Raw genomic sequence first — 16,051 nt, 5'->3', positions numbered from 1 at the left:
TCTCGACTCCTTCCTGTCAGCGGCGAAGCCGCTGAGCAGCGACCACCTGATCACCCGGACCACCCGCGGGTTCTCAGCGTCCTCGCGAGGAGGACGCTGAGGTTCCGCCACCCGACCCCCAGAGCAACCGAACCCCGGAAAACCGAAAAACTCAGCGCTCCTCGCGGCGGAGCGCCCGGGTGATGCCCGCGGCCACCGTCGTGGCCAGCACCCAGCCGACCGCGATGAGCACCACGGTGATCCACTGCGAATGGCCCTCGGCCCGCCACATCACGTCGTGCCCGAGGTTGATGATCGGCACCAGCTGGTCGACGGTGTACAGGAACGGGTTCCACACCGGGTCGTCGTCGGCGTTGATCGGCTTCAGCTCGTGCTGGCTGAACCACGCCGAGCCCGCCGCGGCGAACGCGAGCAGCCACAGCAGCGCGCGCAGCGGCCGGTACCCGTAGGCGACGGTGCTGCGCTGCAGCAGGCTCCACAACCGCACGGGTGGTCGCAGCAGCAGCGGGGACGCCCCGGCCAGCGCCTGGTACCGGCGGCGCTGCTTCTCGATGAGCACCGTGACCGCGTGTTCCTCGTTGCCGTTGTTGCGGAACACGGTGGCGAGCTGGTCGTACGGCCCCGGCTGGTAGCGCCCGGAGGTGGCGCGCAGCCACGCGAGCCGCTCCCGGACCCGCGCCCCGTCGGTCGGTTCGATCGGATGGCTGAGGTTGTAGTAGGTGAAGTCCTCGACGTCGACGCCGCCCTGCGCGTCCCAGGTCTCGGCGTTGTCGGCGAGCAGTTCGCACTGCGCCTGCCGCAGCACCACCCGGCCCTGCGGTGGCGTGGCGGGCAGCAGCGTCAGTTCCTGCGCCACCAGGCCGAAGGCGCCGAACGCGTTGGCGGAGCTGCCGTCGCCGAGCACGCAGCCCCAGAAGTTCGCCTGCCTGCCGATGACGGCCCGCCGCAGCTGCACCTCGCCCTCGGCGCGGAACGGCCGGACGCCTTCCGCGCACACCAGGTCCCGCCCGATGTTCGCGGCCCGCAGGTCCAGCGAGGACTTGTACGCCTTGCGGTGCCGGTGCCAGGCGGGCTTGAGCAGGTGCGCGGCCCGCAGGTCCACGTTGGCGCCGATGTCGGCGCCCTGCAGCTGCAGGGTGCCGGAGATGTCGGCCTCGCGGCAGTCGAAGTTGCTGCCGACCTGGATCCGGTTGGCCTGCAGGGTGTCGGTGCGCGGCCCGACGAGGGTGGCGCCGGTGAGCTGGAAGCTGCCGTGCACCTTCACGTCCACCATGCGCATCTGCCCGCGCAGCACCGCGTGCGCCGCCTCCAGGTTGCCGAGCACCTCGGTGCCGTCGAGGTGCAGCGCGCGCATCGGCTGCTCCACCGAGGCGGCGGCGGAGCGCGACCAGCTCAGGTCGATCTGCGCGCCCGCCATCCGCAGGTCGCCGCCGATCCGGCTGCTGACCATGCGGATGGTGCCGCCGCTGCGGAAGTTCTGGTCCAGCTGCACGTCGCCGCGCACTTCGCCGCGGTCCAGCAGCAACGTGCTGATCGGGTCGTCGTGCTGGGACTCGCCGCGCTTCGGCGGCGCCACCCCGGGTTCGAGCACCGCGTCCCGCAGCCGCAGATCCCCTTCGACGTGCGCGCTGGGCAGGTACAGCAGGCCGGCGACGCTGAACGGTCCGCCGCCGATGGGGTCGACGTCGCCGCGGAAGCTGCCGCCGATCTGGATGCCGTTGGCGTTGATGGCGGTGCGGCCGCGGTTGCGCAGCGCCCCGCCGGAGAAGTTGAGGTTGCCGCCGATCTTCGCGCCCGGGATCCGCACTTCCCCGGCCACCTTGAGCCGCAGCCCGAGCAGCGCCCCGGCGATCTCCAGCCGGTCCGCGTAGATGGCGCGGCCGCCGGGGTTGCGCAGCTCGGAGTCGTTGAGCAGCAGCGAACCGCCGAGCTGCGCGTCGGCGAGGTCCACGATGCCGCCGATGCTGGTGCAGTTGCGCAGCACCGTGTCGTGGCTGGTGCGCAGATTCCGCCCGTTCAGCCCCGGGAAGCGGCAACCCCACAGCACGAGCCCGGCGAGCGTGGCCTGGCGCAGGTCGGGCCGCATGTCGAAGCGGCAGCGCACGAACTCCAGCAGGTACGGCAGTTCCGCCGCGCGCAGGTCCAGCCTGCCGGTGATCACCGCGTCCTCGATGCGCACCACGGGCTGCTGCCCGCCGCGGCGCCAGAACGCGCGCCAGCCCTGCTCGTCGGGCGATTCGACGAGCTTGCGGGTGAGGTACTCGCCGCGGATCTCCCGTTCCGGGTCGAACATGTCGGCGTGCACGTCGAGCGGGACGACCGGGCCGTCGGGTCTGCGACCCCACGCCCTGCCCTGCCCGAGCAGGTCGTCGAGCCGCTGCTCGGCAGCGGTCGGTGCCCCGATGTTGTCCCACGGCCTGTTCGGCACGATCCCGCCCCCGACATCGAATCCGGCGAACCCAACGCAGCGTAGTAGATCAACTACCACCGACAGCTCAGACGCGTGAGTTCAGCTTGGGGTTGCGACGGGTTCGACCGACACCGCCGAGGGAGCGGACCGGCACATCGCCGAGCCGCCGCGAAACCACCGAACGTCCGAACAGGACTACTCCGGCGGGGACCGCTGCACCGGGTCGGCGGGATCGTGGCGCGACGACCGCTACGCACCGCAGCCGCGGCGTCCGCACCGTTCCACCGCGCGGGCGGACGGGATCACGACCGGGAAGCCGCGCACTCCGGCGAGGACCGCCGGCGGATCACTCCGCGGGGCGCGCGTGCGTCGGGTTCAGGACGCGGGACAGGAAGGTTCGGGTGCGTTCCTCCGCGGGCGCGCCGATCACCTCGGCGGGCGGCCCCTGCTCGACGACGACGCCGCCGTCCATGAACAGCACCCGGTCGGCGACCTCGCGAGCGAACTGCATCTCGTGCGTCACCACCAGCATCGTCATGCCCTCGTCGGCGAGCCCGCGCATCACGCCCAGCACGTCGCCGACGAGCTCCGGGTCCAATGCGGACGTCGGCTCGTCGAACAGCATCACGTTGGGGTTCATGGACAGGGCCCGGGCGATGGCGACCCGCTGCTGCTGCCCGCCGGAGAGCTGCGCGGGCAGCGCGTCCTCCTTCTCGGCGAGGCCCACCCGGTCCAGGTTCTCCCGCGCCACCCGGTCGGCTTCGGCCCGGCCCCGGCGCAGCACCTTGCGCTGCGCCACGGTGAGGTTCTCCAGCACGGTCAGGTGCGAGAACAGGTTGAAGCCCTGGAACACCATGCCGATGTGCCTGCGCGCGGCGTCGATGTCGGTGTCCGGGTCGGTGACCTCGACCCCGTCCACCGCGATGCGCCCGGCCGTGGGTTCCTCCAGCAGGTTCACGCAGCGCAGCAGGGTGGACTTGCCGGACCCGGACGGCCCGATCACGCACACCACCTCGCCGCGGTCCACGGTCAGGTCGATGCCGCGCAGCACCTGCAGCGGGCCGAACGCCTTGTCCAGCCCGGAAACCTCGATCATCGCGCTCATCCGGCGCCCCTCACTGCCTCGTCGTGGTCCGTCACTTGCCGCGGGCGGTCCGGCCGCCGCCGTAGCGGCGCTCCAACCGGTTCGACAGCCGCGACAGCGGAATCGTGATGATCAGGTAGCAGAGCCCGGCGAGCAGGATCGGCGTCAGCGACTGGTACTGGGTGAGCGCGCCGCGCCCGAACTTCGACAGCTCGTACTGGTCCGCCGACAGGCCCAGCAGGTAGATCAGCGAGGAGTCCTTGGTGAGCAGGATCAGCTCGTTCGTCAACGGCGGCAGGATGATCCGGAACGCCTGCGGCATCACGACGGTCACCATGGTGCGCGCCGGGGACATGCCCAGCGAACGCGCCGCCTCCACCTGGCCCTTCGGCACCGCCTGCACCCCGGCGCGGATCGTCTCCGCCATGTACGCGGCGCCGACCAGCCCGAGGCTCAGCATCACCGTCGAGTAGATGTCGAAGACCAGCTGGAACGCGATCGGCACCCCGTAGCCGAGGGCGATGAACACCAGCAGCGCGGGCACCCCGCGGAAGAACTCGACGTAGGCGGTGGCGATCCACCGGTACGGCGCCACCGAGGACAGCCGCATCAGCGCCAGCACCACGCCGAGCGCCAGACCGAACGCGAAGCCCAGCGCGGTGTAGACGATGGTGTTGACCAGCGCCGTGGTGATGATCCCCGGGAACTGGGCGACGGCCACGTCCACGTTGAAGAACGCGTCGGCGATCTTGCCCCAGTCGGCGAGCAGCGCGATCAGCACGATCGCGACCGCGAGGACGGCGTACTGCGCGCCGCGGACCACGCGGGCGCGCTGCCGCTTGCTCGACCGCGGTTTCGCGGTCGTGTCGGTTGCTGCCATTCCTCAGACTCTCCCCGGGCGGTTTCCTCGGCGCTGGGCTGGTGGTGGCGTGCGGCGGGCCGAGTCGGCGCCGCGCAGCAGGCGGGGCCGGGGCCTGCGCGGCTCCCGGCCCCGGGCCGGGGACGTCACGGCTGGTCCGGGTTCTTGCCGAACCACTTCTCGTAGATCCGGTCGTACTCGCCGGATTCCCGCGCCTTGCGCAGCGAGTCGTTGACCTTCTGGACGAGCTGGGCGTTGCCGCGCTGGACGGCGACGCCGTAGACCTCGCCGGTGCTGTACTCGGCGGTGACCTTCGTGTCCGGGTTCTTCTTGGCGAAGTCGAGCATCACGCCGTTGTCGTTGATGCCCGCGTCGACCTTCCCGCTCTGCACCGCGTTCTGCAGCAGCCCCAGGTCCTCGTACTGGACGATCTCGTACCCGTGCTCGGCCTCGTGCTCCTCGGCGTAGTCCTCACCGGTGGTGCCGAGGTGCACGCCGAGCTTCTTGCCGCGCAGCGCGGCCATGTCCGGGTAGGGGTGCTCGGCGCTGACCAGCAGCGCCTGCTTCGCGTCGAAGTACGGGTCGGAGAAGTCCATGTTCTGCTGCCGCGCGTCGGTGATCGTGATCGCGGCGGCGGCGACGTCGCACTTGCGGGTGTTGAGGGCTTCGCCGGACTGGATGCCTTCGAAGGGCGTGTCGAAGAACTTCTGCTCCAGGCCGAGGTCGCGGGCGACGAGGTCGACGAGCTCGACGTCGAAGCCGGTGGTCTTGCCGCCCTCGTCGAACTGGAACGGCGGGTACGGCAGCTGGGTGCAGGTGGTGAGCTTGCCGGGCTCCACGAAGCGGAGCTCCCCGTCGGCACCGGTGGGCGCGATGGACTGCGCGCAGCCCGCCGCGGTCAGCACCAGCGCGGGCAGCAGGGCCAGGGCTCTCCAGGTGGTCCGACGCGCCACGATGTCACTCCTAGTAGGTGAGTACGCGAGTGCTGAGATGGTGCCACCCGAACGGGGTCAAGTCTCGGCTCTCGATGTTGCGAAGCTGTCAAATTTTTCCGCGCCGGCCACCGGACCCCGCGAGGTCCGCACCACCGAGCCGTCCGACCTCGCGAGCACCATCCCTGACGGGCGGTTCTTGCCGGTCGAGCCGAGCCGGGGCTCAGTTTCATGTGCTGGACGCCCCTGGTCAACAGGGAATTCACCATCGGATCTTTCCCGGGATGTGAGAGAAATCTTGTTGCCCCGGCAAGCGTGGACCGTTCGCCGGAGATCGTTGCGCCGGTCGCCACCCATCACGGACGGTGTTCGCCACCCGCCATCGGTGGGACGTCGGCAGCGGTTGCCGGACTACCCCACGTTCGGCCCCTGCCGCCGTTCGCCGAGCTTCGGCACACTCCGCCGCCGAGGAGGCGATGCCGATGACCGACGACCGGACGCCCTGCCCCCGATCCACCACCCCGCCGGCCGCGCGGCGACTCGCGATGGCGGGCGCGCTGCTGGCCTGCGCCGGGTTCGCGCTGCCCGCGCTCACCGGGTCCACCGCCGCGGCCCGGCCAGGGCCGGAACGACCCGCACCGGAAAGAGTCGCGCCCGGCGGCGCACCGCTGGACGTGCTCCAGCTCAACCTCTGCCACCGCGACGCCGACGGCTGCGCGGCGCACGACGACACCGCGGTGCGCTCCGGGATCGCCGCGATCCGGCAGCGCGGACCGGACGTGGTCACGCTCAACGAGGTGTGCGCGCACGACATCACCACGATGTCCCGCGACACCGGCTACCGCGCCGAGTTCGCCCCCGAGCTGACCGGGGACGCACCGGTGCGCTGCGCCGACGGCCGCGGCGACCACGGGGTCGCCGTGCTGACCCACCGCGACCTGGGTGCGTCCGACGGCGCGGTCGTGGAGCGCGGCTTCGCGGCGCAGGACGCCGGCCCGACCCGGCGGGTGCTGCTGTGCGTCCCGTTCCCCGCGCTGTCCGCCTGCACCGCGCAGCTGTCCCCCGCGGATCCGGCGGTCGCCCGGCGGCAGTGCGCCGAGCTGGTGGGTGCCGCGACGGGCACCGGCCGACCGGCCGTGGTCGGCGGCGACCTCAACCTGACCGCGGAGGCGGACGTGCGCGGCTGCCTGCCCGCGAACTGGTCGCACGCCGGGGACGGCGCGGTGCAGCACGTGCTCGCCGACACCGGGTTCACGTTCGTGCGCAGCGAGAACCTGCCGGTGGACGGGTCCTCGCACCCGGGGCTGCTGGCCGAGCTGACCGGCTGAGCGGGGATCTCCGGGATTCCCCTGAGGCGGGCGTCCCGGAGATCGGGCACCCTGGGGTGAAGATCGCGAACTTTCCAGGAGGAATCAGTCGATGAACCTGTCCCGTCCCCAGCACGACAAGTGGATCGCCGGCGTGTGCGCCGGTCTCGCCGAACGCTTCGGCCTCGGCAAGGGACTGGTGCGCTTCCTGTTCATCCTGTCCTGCCTGCTGCCCGGCACGCAGGTCATCGTCTACATCGTCCTGTGGATCCTGATGCCGAAGAGCAGCTGACCCGGGGGCCCCCCCCCCCCCCCGGGGGGGGGGGGCGCACCAGGATCAGCGGCGGGCGTGCGCGTCCAGCGCGTACGCGATCGCCGTGGTGATCTTCGCGGCGAACTCCAGGTGCAGCGACTCGTCCGGCACGTGCGCGTTGCTGCCCGGTCCGAGCGCCCCCGTGACCACGAACTGCGCGTCCGGGTAGGCGCCCTGCAGCAGCCCCATCAGCGGGATCGAGCCGCCCAGGCCCATCGTCGCCCACGGCGCGCCGAACACGTCCTCGCTCACCGCGTCCAACGCGGTCTCCAGCCACGGCTCGGTGTCCGGCGCGTTCCAGCCCGCCGCGCCGTCCGACAGCGGGAACGTCACCTCCGCGCCGTAGGGCACGTCCGTCGACAGCGCCGCGCGCAACGCGGCCAGCGCCACCTCCGGGTCGGTCGTCGGCGGGGTGCGCACGCTCAGCGCCAGCGTCGTCTGCGGCCGCAGCACGTTGCCCGCGTCCGGCAGCGAGGGCAGGCCCTCCGCGCCGATCACCGAGACGGTGGGGCGCCAGGTGTTGTTCAGCGCCAGCTCCACCTCGTCCTCGGAAACCCAGCGCATGCCCTCCCGCGCAGGCACCGAATCGCGGATCAGGCCGGGCGCCGCCTCCACCGCGGCCCGCGCCTGCGCCACCCGGTTCGCCGGGATCTCCGCGTTCAGCTCCGGCAGCAGCACCTCGCCGGTCGCCGAGTCCTCGATCCGGTCCAGCAGGGCGCGCAGCACGCGGAACGAGCTCGGCACGATGCCGCTGGCCGTGCCCGAGTGCTGACCGCCGTCGAGCACCCGCACCTGCACGCCCACCCGCACGTCCCCGCGCAGCGAGGTCGTCAGCCACATCCGCTCGTAGTCGGCCGCGCCCGAGTCCAAGCACACCACCAGCGACACGGCACCGAGCCGGTCCGCGAGGTGCTCCAGGTAGGCGGCCATGTCGGGGCTGCCGGACTCCTCGCCGGTCTCCAGCAGCAGCACGCAGCGCGCGTGCGCGCCGCCGTGCGCGCGGATCGCCTCGATCGCGGTGATCGCGGCGTACGGGGCGTAGCCGTCGTCGACGCTGCCGCGCCCGTAGAGCCTGCCGTCGCGCACCACCGGCGTCCACGGGTCCAGGCCCTCCGACCAGCCGCCGACCGGCGGCTGCTTGTCCAGGTGGCCGTAGAGCAGCACGGTGTCCTGCGAACCCGACTCCGGCACCGGCTCGGTCGCCGGGACGTCGACCAGCAGCAGCGGGGTGCGCTCCGGCAGCCGCACCACGTCCAGCCGCACGCCGGGGATCTCCCGGGCGGTGATCCACTCCCGCACGTGCGCGATGGCCGCGTCCAGCTGACCGGCCGACTCCCACTCCGCGTCGTAGGCCGGCGAGACCGCCGGGATCCGGACGAGTTCGGAGAGGCTCGGCAGGACGGAGTCCCCCCACGCCTGTTCAACGGCGGTGCGCACGGCGGAACGATCCATGCCGCCGATCGTATGCCCGGGCCGGAGCGGCCGGTCCGCGCCGGGGGCCCGGCGGTCAGACTCCGCCGGCACCAGCCCCGGCGGCAGCGGCGCCGGAGGTCACCGCGCGCACCGCCGCCACCGCGGCCAGCGCGCGCCGCGCCGCCGCCCCGGCCCCGTCGCCGCGCGCCACCGCCGCCCGCACCGCCAGCTCGGCGGGGCCGCCGCCCAGCGCCGCGCCGATGCCCGCAGCGTGCACCAGCCCGCACCGCACGGCCCGCCGCCCGTCCGCCCGCAGCTCCCCGCGCGCCACCGCGCGCACCTGCTCGACCAGCTCCCGCCGCGCCGGGCCGACCGGGAAGTGCAGGTCGTCCGGGATGAACCCGAGCAGCTTGCGCGGCTCCCGCAGCAGCATCCCGCGGCGTTCGAGCAGCGCGCGGTGCTCCCGGAACCGGCCGATGCGGCGCGGCAGCAGATCGGTCAGCTCCACCGGCCTGCCGCGCGGGCCGGACTTCTTCACCAGCCGCCCCAGCAGCTCGTCCGCCCAGTCCAGCCCGGTGCGGCACGGGTCGAGCACGGCCAGCTTCGTGCCGGTCAGCTCCACCTTCCCGCGCAGCGCGAGCTCGCCCAGCTCGGCGCACCAGGTGAGCAGGTCCGCGGGCTCCGCGCGGTGCCCGCCGTCCGGTCGGTGCAGCAGCAGCACGAGCTCGTCCGGCAGCGTCACCGACGGTGACGGGTCCGGGTCCACGTTCATGCGGCCCAGTGTGCCGTCCGCCCGACCGAGGTTTGGCGTGTTCTCGAAACAGCAGATCACCGGTACTCCGCAGTATCGGTACTGCGACCTTCCCGACAGCGTTAGTCGGAACCCCATTGCTCGGATGACCTGCGATTTTCGCACCGATCAGCGGAAGCTACGGTTCCGTAGGGAACGATCTCCGCGATTTCGCGAGCTGAGATCGTCCCTGTGGCAGGGCTCACTGAATCGGCGGTACGCGTGCCAGGATGGCCAGGAGCGATCCAACCCACCCCGCCCGACCACCCGCACGGCCCCGACCCGGGCCTGCGGAGCGCGAGCGGGGTACCCGGACCACGTCGCCACAAGCGACCGGCCCGGCGCGACACGAGGAGATCCGCATGTCCCCGGAACACTGGACGCGACCAGCCCATCCAGCGAACGAGACCGACGACGTCCGCACCGAGCCCCCTGCCGCTACCGCAGCGAAACCCACACGGGAGCAGGTGATCGCCGGTTTGCGCGCGACGAGCGAGGGCGGAGCTGATCTCGTACAGCTCCTCACCCCGGAAGGCCAGCGGGTATCGCACCCGGACTTCGACATCGACTTCACCGCGGAGCAGCTCCGCGACCTGTACCGGGACATGGTGCTGGTCCGGCGCTTCGACCGGGAGGGCAACGCCCTGCAGCGCCAGGGCCAGCTGGGCATCTGGGTGCCGCTGCTCGGCCAGGAAGCCGCGCAGGTCGGCGCGGGCCGCGCGATGCGCCCCCGCGACATGGCCTTCCCCAGCTACCGCGAGCACGGCGTCGCGTGGTGCCGCGGGCTGGACCCGACCGAGCTGCTCGGCATCTTCCGCGGCACCGACCACGGCAGCTGGGACCCGCTGAGCACCGGGTTCCACCTCTACACGATCGTCATCGGCAACCAGGCGCTCAACGCGACCGGGTACGCGATGGGGCAGAAGTTCGACGGCAAGGTCGGCGACGACGACGGCGAAGCGACCATGGTGTTCTTCGGCGACGGCGCCACCAGCCAGGGCGACGTGCACGAGGCGATGGTGTGGGGCTCGGTGTACGACGCGCCGCTCGTGCTGTTCTGCCAGAACAACCAGTGGGCCATCTCCGAACCGCTGGAGCGCCAGACGCGGGTTCCGCTGTACCGGCGCGCCGAGGGCTACGGCTTCCCCGGCATCCGCGTCGACGGCAACGACGTGCTCGCCAGCCTCGCCGTGTCCCGCTGGGCGCTGGACGAGTGCAGGCACGGCAACGGGCCGGTGCTGATCGAGGCGTTCACCTACCGGATGGACGCGCACACCACCACCGACGACCCGACCCGCTACCGGCTCACCGACGAGCTGGAGGCGTGGAAGCTGAAGGACCCGATCGAACGACTCCGGGTGCACCTGGTGCGCGAGCACGACGCCGGGCAGGACTTCTTCGACGACGTGCAGGCCGAGTCCGACGCGCTCGCCGCCCGGTTCCGCGACTTCTGCTTCGCCATGCCCGAACCCGACCCGTCCCGGATCTTCTCCGAGGTCTACGCCGAGGAGAGCCCGGTCGTGGCCGCGCAGCGCGACGAGCAGCTGCGCTACCTCGACGGGTTCGCCGAGCCCGCGCAGGGAGGTGCCCACTGATGGCCGCACCCGCGATGGAACGGACCGACGTCGGCGACGGCAGCACGGGCCGGTCGGCCGTGCAGACCGTGACGATGGCGAAGAGCCTCAACCTGGCGATGCGCTCGGCGCTGGAATCGGACCCGAAGGTCCTGGTCATGGGGGAGGACGTCGGCAAGCTCGGCGGCGTCTTCCGCGTCACCGACGGGCTGCAGAAGGACTTCGGCGAGCACCGCGTGCTGGACACGCCGCTGGCCGAGTCGGGGATCATCGGCACCGCCGTGGGGCTCGCGATCCGCGGCTACCGGCCGGTGTGCGAGATCCAGTTCGACGGGTTCATCTTCCCCGGCTACGACCAGATCGTCTCGCAGCTGGCGAAGCTGCACTTCCGCAGCCAGGGCAAGGTCAAGATGCCGGTGGTGGTGCGGGTGCCGTTCGGCGGCGGCATCGGTGCGGTCGAGCACCACTCCGAATCGCCGGAATCGCTGTTCGCGCACGTGGCCGGTGTGAAGGTGGTGGCCTGCTCGAACCCGGCGGACGCGTACTGGATGCTGCGGCAGGCCATCGCCTGCGACGACCCGGTGCTGTTCTTCGAGCCGAAGCGGCGCTACTACGAGAAGGCCGAGCTGGACACCGAGGCGCAGCCGCCGCCGCTGTTCACCTCCCGCGTGCTGCGGCGGGGTTCGGCGGCGACGATCGCGACCTACGGGCCCACGGTGCACACCTGCCTGGCCGCGGCGAGCGCCGCCGCCGAGGAGGGCACCGAGCTGGAGGTCGTCGACCTGCGCAGCCTGTCCCCGCTGGACCTGGAGCCGGTGTTCGAGTCGGTGCGCCGCACCGGCCGGCTGGTGCTGGCCAGCGAGGCCCCGGCGGAGTCCTCGGTCACCTCGGAGATCGCCGCGCGGGTGCAGCAGGAGTGCTTCTACTCGCTGGAGGCACCGGTGCTGCGGGTGACGGGCTTCGACGTGCCCTACCCGCCGACGAAGCTGGAGAAGCACTACCTGCCGGACCTCGACCGGGTGCTCGACGCCGTCGACCGCTCGCTGGCCTTCTGAGGGAGCCTGGGATGCCGCAACTCAAGTACTTCCCGCTGCCGGACGTCGGCGAAGGCCTCACCGAAGCCGAGATCCTCGGCTGGAAGGTGCAGCCGGGCGACTCGGTGACGGTCAACCAGGTGTTCGTGGAGATCGAGACGGCGAAGGCGGCCGTGGAGCTGCCCTGCGCCTACGAGGGCAAGGTCGTCGAGCTGCTCGCCGAAGCGGGCCAGACCGTCGAGGTCGGCACGCCGATCATCTCGATCGACGTGGACCCGGACGGCGCCGATCCGGGCGAGCCCGAACCGGACTCGTCCGGGGACTCGTCCGGGGAGTCGTCCGGCGAGGCGAAGACCCTGGTCGGCTACGGGCCGCAGGCGACGAGCTCGAAGCGCCGCCCGCGCAAGGCCGCCGCCGCGGCGGTGCCGGCCGCGGTGTCGGCCGGGACGGCGCAGCAGGCGCTGCAAGGTGCGATGGCGGGGTCGCTCGCATCCCCCGCCGTCCCCGCGCAGGCCACCGCACCCGCCGCGACCGCGCCGGAGCCACCCGCACCGGAACCGCCCGCGCCCGCCGCGGGCCCGGCGGGTGCGCTCGCTCGGGGTTCGGTGCCGCTGGCGAAGCCGCCGGTCCGCAAGCTCGCCAAGGACCTCGGCGTGGACCTGCGGGCGCTCGCCGGCTCGGGCGCGGGCGGGGTGATCACCCGCAAGGACGTGGAGTCCGCGTCGGCCCCGGCCGAACCGGCCGCCGCTCCGGCCTCGGCTCCGGCGGGGGCGCGGGAACACCGGGTGCCGATCAAGGGCGTCCGCAAGGCCACCGCGCAGGCGATGGTGCGGAGCGCGTTCACCGCACCGCACGTCACGGAGTTCCTCACCGTGGACGTGACGCCGATGATGGAGCTGCGGCAGCGGCTGAAGTCGCACCCCGAGTTCCAGGGCGTGAAGCTCACGCCGCTGGCGTTCGCCGCGAAGGCGCTGTGCCTGGCGGTGCACCGCACTCCGGACGTGAACGCCACCTGGGACGAGCAGGCCGGCGAGATCGTCTACAAGGACTACGTGCACCTGGGCATCGCGGCCGCCACGCCGCGGGGCTTGGTGGTGCCCAACGTCCGGGACGCGGACGGCATGTCGCTGCGGGAGCTCGCGGCGGCGCTGGAAGCGCTGACCACGACCGCGCGGGAGGGCAGGACCACGCCCGCCGAGATGACCGGCGGCACGATCACGATCACCAACGTGGGCGTGTTCGGCGTGGACACCGGAACGCCCATCCTCAACCCGGGGGAGTCGGCGATCCTCGCGTTCGGCGCGATCCGGGACATGCCGTGGGTGGTGGACGGCCAGGTGGTGCCGCGCAAGGTGTGCCAGCTGGCGCTGAGCTTCGACCACCGGGTGGTCGACGGCCAGCAGGGTTCGCAGTTCCTGGCGGACGTCGGCGCGCTGCTGGCCGACCCGGCGACGGCGATCACCTACTGATTCGGCTGCCGATCGGCTGCCGGTCGCGCTGCTGACGACGGCCGGGGTGCGCGTGCACCCCGCCCGTTCGTGCGCGGTGCGGGAGTTCCCGCCCCGGCGCTCAGTCCTCCTTGCGGCGGCGGCCGCCGGAGCGGGCACCGCCCCCGTTCGCGGCCGCGTTCTGCCGGGCCGCGCCGTCGGACTCGGCGGACCCGCCGCCGAAGTCGAAGCTGTGCGAGTCGAACTCGTGCACGTCGATGTCCGGCAGACCGCCGAGCTCGTTGTTCAGCTCGCCGAAGATCGGCGTTCCTGGATCGGGCTTGTTCACCGCTTCGCCCTCCCGTTTCGTTCTCGAAGCCGTGTTGCTGAGGTCGAGCCGGCACCGCTGGCACCGGACTCGTGGCGCGACCGGCTCTCCCAGCCGATGGCACCGGTGAGCCCACGCGCTCACCGTGCCGATCAAACGCGAACTAGACCGTTCGCCTCGCGCCGACCGCTGATGTTCATTCCTTCGGGCGAGTACATGATGCCTCGCAGCACTCACGAGGATGCACGCCCCTGGAACTTTCCCTCCCACATTCCAACATCGGCCCCGGGACGAGCATTCCCCGAGTGGTGTTCGCCACGCCCCGGCAACCTCGGTCGGGAGGCCCCGCGGACCCCGGGTCAACAGGCGGAAGCCGGATCTTGCGAGCGAATGCAGTGATTCAGCTCACTCCGAGTCAACGTCGGGGGCCGCTCGAACATCACTCGAACGTGTGGCCGTGAAGGTCGCGGTTCCCGGCGGGGGGACCGCACGGCCGCACCGGGGAGATGAGTCCAGTGTTCCGCACCAAGCACACCAAGACCGCCGCCATCGCCGGGTCCGCGCTGCTCGCCGGGATCGCGCTCGCGGGCACCGCCCAGGCCATGCCGCACGACCACCCCGACTACGACGAGTACTGCACCCCGGAGCAGGTCGACGTCACCGTCGGCCCGCTGGACCACGCGATGATGCACGAGGGCGCCGACGTCCGGTTCACCGCGAAGCCCGGCGAGAGCTGCCTGCTCGGCGGCGCCCCCGGCCTGAACTTCCTGGACGTGCAGGGCGACTCCGCGCAGATCCCCACCCGGTACCCCGAGGGGACGCCCGAGGTGCACCGCGTCGACGAGGCCCACCCCGTCTCGGCCGCGTTCAGCTACCAGGTGACCGACCCGAACACCGGCAACAGCATCCCCGGGTCCGTGCCCGGCGCCCTGGAGATCTCCTTCCCCGGCCCGGTCAGCCCGTACAGCGTGACCGTCCCGTGGAACGGCGCCACCGTCCCCGGCCCGGTCACCGTCACCGACCTCGCTCCGCTGCCCCAGCCCTGATCGCGGCGCGCCCGCGGGCCGGACGCGCCGAAGCCCCCGGCACCGTCGGCGCCAGGGGCTTCCGCCCGAGCTTCGGATCAGCGGATCACTGGATGTGGCGGCCGGAGATGGCGCGGGAGACCACGAGCTGCTGGATCTGCTCGGTGCCCTCGAAGATGTCGTAGATCTTCGCGTCGCGGTGCAGGCGCTCCACCGGGAACTCGCGGGTGTAGCCGTTGCCGCCGAGGATCTGGATGGCGCGCTCGGTCGCCCAGGTGGCGACCCGGCCGGCCTTGAGCTTGGACATGGAGCCCTCACCGGCGGTGAACGGCTCGTCGTTGCGGCCCATCCAGGCCGCGCGCCACACCAGCAGCCGCGCCGCGTCGATCTCCATGCGCATGTCGGCGAGGGTGAACGCGATCGACTGGTTGTCGATGATCGGGCGGCCGAAGGTCTCGCGCTCCTTGGCGTACTCCAGCGCGTGCTCGTAGGCGGCGCGGGCGATGCCGATGGCCTGGGAGCCGACGGTGGGGCGGGAGAGCTCGAACGTCTTCATCGCGGCCTGGCCGCCGGCCTTCGAGCCCTTGCCGCCCTCGCGAGCGCGGGCGAGCTTCTCGTCCAGCTTCTCCTTGCCGCCGAGCAGGCAGCTGCCGGGGACCCGCACGTCGTCCAGGAACACGTCCGCGGTGTGCGAGGCGCGCAACCCGTGCTTCTTGATCTTGCTGGGGGACTCCAGGCCCTTGGTACCGGGCGGGACGACGAACGCCGCCTGCCCGCGGGAACCGAGCGAGGAGTCCACGACCGCCTGCACGACGTGCACGTTCGCGATGCCGCCGTTGGTGGCCCACGCCTTCTGCCCGTTGAGCACCCACTCGTCGGTGGCCTCGTCGTAGACGGCGCGGGTGCGCATCGCCGAGACGTCGGAGCCCGCGGCGGGTTCGGAGGAGCAGAACGCGGCGACCTTCGGGTCGTCCTCGTCGCCGTAGCACTGCGGCACCCACTCGGCCATCTGGTCCGGGGTGCCCGCGGCGAAGATGCCCGCGACCGCCAGCGTGGTGCCGAAGATCGCCATGCCGATGCCGCCGTCGCCCCAGAACAGCTCTTCGTTGGCGATGGGCAGCGACAGGCCGGTGTCGTCGGCCCAGAACGTCGCGACGGTCTCGAAGCCGTACAGGCCGACCTTCGCGGCCTCCTGGATGATCGGCCAGGGGGTCTCTTCCCGCTCGTCCCACTCCGCCGCGGCAGGGCGGATGACCTTCTCGGCGAAGCCGTGCACCCAATCGCGCAGGTCGCGGTGTTCCTCGCTCAGTTCCAGGGAGAAGCTCATCGAAATCCTTCGGTTCGTGGCGGAGTGCGTGGTGCGTTGCGAAACGGGTGCGGAGCGTTCCGGTTCCCGAGCGTTCAGGTTCTCAGAAGCGGTGCGCCGAGTCCGGGGAACGGCGCCCCCCGCGCCCCCCCCCCCCCCGGCGCCCCCCCGCGCCCGCCGCACGTCGCGGTCGAGATCGGGCAGGTAGCCGAGCAGCACGTCCGCGGGCCCGGTGATCGACGCCCGCTC

The 16,051-nt window shown here is 72.2% G+C and carries 14 protein-coding genes; 6 read left to right on the top strand and 8 right to left on the bottom strand.

The features are described from left to right. Window positions 1-151 precede the first annotated feature (151 nt). From LCD35_RS28210 to LCD35_RS28195, 4 genes are all read right to left on the bottom strand, one after another. Complete coding sequence (locus tag LCD35_RS28210; RefSeq protein ID WP_224962366.1) at window positions 152-2,428, bottom strand: polymer-forming cytoskeletal protein; 2,277 nt, start codon at window positions 2,426-2,428, stop codon at window positions 152-154. Between the two features lie 328 nt (window positions 2,429-2,756). Further along, window positions 2,757-3,515: an amino acid ABC transporter ATP-binding protein gene (locus LCD35_RS28205; protein WP_304612923.1), complete on the bottom strand. Its 759-nt coding sequence runs from the start codon at window positions 3,513-3,515 to the stop codon at window positions 2,757-2,759. A 31-nt stretch (window positions 3,516-3,546) separates the two neighbouring features. Beyond that, window positions 3,547-4,374 (bottom strand): amino acid ABC transporter permease, encoded by an 828-nt coding sequence (locus tag LCD35_RS28200; protein WP_224962364.1) that lies wholly within the window; start codon window positions 4,372-4,374, stop codon window positions 3,547-3,549. Between the two features lie 125 nt (window positions 4,375-4,499). Further along, a complete protein-coding gene (locus LCD35_RS28195) occupies window positions 4,500-5,306 on the bottom strand; it encodes an ABC transporter substrate-binding protein (RefSeq protein ID WP_224962362.1) in 807 nt (268 codons plus the stop codon). A 461-nt stretch (window positions 5,307-5,767) separates the two neighbouring features. On the opposite strand from LCD35_RS28195, the gene LCD35_RS28190 reads away from it, so the two are divergent. Together LCD35_RS28190 and LCD35_RS28185 are read left to right on the top strand one after the other, a co-directional pair. Next, entirely contained in the window at window positions 5,768-6,613 is an 846-nt protein-coding gene (locus tag LCD35_RS28190) for an endonuclease/exonuclease/phosphatase family protein (RefSeq protein WP_224962360.1), read from the top strand. Window positions 6,614-6,704: 91 nt separating this feature from the next. Further along, the gene (locus LCD35_RS28185) at window positions 6,705-6,884 is read left to right on the top strand and encodes a PspC domain-containing protein (RefSeq protein WP_224962358.1); all 180 of its coding nucleotides are present in this window, start codon (window positions 6,705-6,707) and stop codon (window positions 6,882-6,884) included. Window positions 6,885-6,929: 45 nt separating this feature from the next. Here the strand turns inward: LCD35_RS28185 and LCD35_RS28180 are convergent, their stop codons facing one another. Both LCD35_RS28180 and LCD35_RS28175 read right to left on the bottom strand, forming a co-directional pair. Next, complete coding sequence (locus tag LCD35_RS28180; RefSeq protein ID WP_225045212.1) at window positions 6,930-8,357, bottom strand: M20/M25/M40 family metallo-hydrolase; 1,428 nt, start codon at window positions 8,355-8,357, stop codon at window positions 6,930-6,932. A gap of 55 nt (window positions 8,358-8,412) precedes the next feature. Beyond that, window positions 8,413-9,090, bottom strand: coding sequence for a GPP34 family phosphoprotein (locus LCD35_RS28175; RefSeq protein ID WP_224978416.1), 678 nt, complete (start codon window positions 9,088-9,090; stop codon window positions 8,413-8,415). Window positions 9,091-9,470: 380 nt separating this feature from the next. On the opposite strand from LCD35_RS28175, the gene pdhA reads away from it, so the two are divergent. Genes pdhA through LCD35_RS28160 form a run of 3 tightly spaced genes read left to right on the top strand, consistent with a single transcriptional unit; the run spans window position 9,471 to window position 13,185 of the window. Continuing rightward, window positions 9,471-10,703 carry a pyruvate dehydrogenase (acetyl-transferring) E1 component subunit alpha gene (gene pdhA, locus LCD35_RS28170; RefSeq protein ID WP_374108148.1) on the top strand — a complete coding sequence of 411 codons (1,233 nt, stop codon included), beginning with the start codon at window positions 9,471-9,473 and terminating at the stop codon, window positions 10,701-10,703. Then, entirely contained in the window at window positions 10,703-11,737 is a 1,035-nt protein-coding gene (locus LCD35_RS28165) for an alpha-ketoacid dehydrogenase subunit beta (protein WP_224962353.1), read from the top strand. The genes pdhA and LCD35_RS28165 overlap by 1 nt, the downstream gene beginning before the upstream one ends. Before the next feature lie 11 nt (window positions 11,738-11,748). Then, window positions 11,749-13,185, top strand: a complete 1,437-nt coding sequence (locus tag LCD35_RS28160; protein ID WP_225045211.1) for a dihydrolipoamide acetyltransferase family protein — start codon at window positions 11,749-11,751, stop codon at window positions 13,183-13,185. 100 nt (window positions 13,186-13,285) lie between these two features. Here the strand turns inward: LCD35_RS28160 and LCD35_RS28155 are convergent, their stop codons facing one another. Next, a complete protein-coding gene (locus LCD35_RS28155; protein WP_224960509.1) occupies window positions 13,286-13,492 on the bottom strand; it encodes a hypothetical protein in 207 nt (68 codons plus the stop codon). A 485-nt stretch (window positions 13,493-13,977) separates the two neighbouring features. Here LCD35_RS28155 and LCD35_RS28150 point away from each other — a divergent pair, with 485 nt between their 5' ends. Continuing rightward, window positions 13,978-14,517, top strand: coding sequence for a DUF4232 domain-containing protein (locus LCD35_RS28150; RefSeq protein ID WP_225045210.1), 540 nt, complete (start codon window positions 13,978-13,980; stop codon window positions 14,515-14,517). Between the two features lie 85 nt (window positions 14,518-14,602). Here the strand turns inward: LCD35_RS28150 and LCD35_RS28145 are convergent, their stop codons facing one another. Next, the gene (locus LCD35_RS28145) at window positions 14,603-15,823 is read right to left on the bottom strand and encodes an acyl-CoA dehydrogenase family protein (protein ID WP_224968463.1); all 1,221 of its coding nucleotides are present in this window, start codon (window positions 15,821-15,823) and stop codon (window positions 14,603-14,605) included. Window positions 15,824-16,051: the final 228 nt, after the last annotated feature.

Origin of the sequence: Saccharopolyspora sp. 6V (assembly GCF_020176785.1) — a bacterium.
GTDB classification, from domain to species: Bacteria; Actinomycetota; Actinomycetes; order Mycobacteriales; family Pseudonocardiaceae; genus Saccharopolyspora_C; species Saccharopolyspora_C gregorii.
The sequence above is the reverse complement of the archived record's forward strand: the minus strand, read 5'-3'. Positions and strand labels throughout refer to the sequence as shown.

Excerpts from the sequence above, each read along its gene's own strand:
- LCD35_RS28175 (WP_224978416.1), bottom strand. The coding sequence starts at position 9,090 with ATGAACGTGGACCCGGACCCGTCACCGTCGGTGACGCTGCCGGACGAG.
- LCD35_RS28165 (WP_224962353.1), top strand. The coding sequence starts at position 10,703 with ATGGCCGCACCCGCGATGGAACGGACCGACGTCGGCGACGGCAGCACG.
- LCD35_RS28160 (WP_225045211.1), top strand. The coding sequence starts at position 11,749 with ATGCCGCAACTCAAGTACTTCCCGCTGCCGGACGTCGGCGAAGGCCTC.
- LCD35_RS28150 (WP_225045210.1), top strand. The coding sequence starts at position 13,978 with ATGAGTCCAGTGTTCCGCACCAAGCACACCAAGACCGCCGCCATCGCC.
- LCD35_RS28145 (WP_224968463.1), bottom strand. The coding sequence starts at position 15,823 with ATGAGCTTCTCCCTGGAACTGAGCGAGGAACACCGCGACCTGCGCGAT.
- LCD35_RS28200 (WP_224962364.1), bottom strand. The coding sequence starts at position 4,374 with ATGGCAGCAACCGACACGACCGCGAAACCGCGGTCGAGCAAGCGGCAG.
- LCD35_RS28205 (WP_304612923.1), bottom strand. The coding sequence starts at position 3,515 with ATGAGCGCGATGATCGAGGTTTCCGGGCTGGACAAGGCGTTCGGCCCG.
- LCD35_RS28185 (WP_224962358.1), top strand. The coding sequence starts at position 6,705 with ATGAACCTGTCCCGTCCCCAGCACGACAAGTGGATCGCCGGCGTGTGC.
- LCD35_RS28190 (WP_224962360.1), top strand. The coding sequence starts at position 5,768 with ATGACCGACGACCGGACGCCCTGCCCCCGATCCACCACCCCGCCGGCC.
- LCD35_RS28180 (WP_225045212.1), bottom strand. The coding sequence starts at position 8,357 with ATGGATCGTTCCGCCGTGCGCACCGCCGTTGAACAGGCGTGGGGGGAC.
- pdhA (WP_374108148.1), top strand. The coding sequence starts at position 9,471 with ATGTCCCCGGAACACTGGACGCGACCAGCCCATCCAGCGAACGAGACC.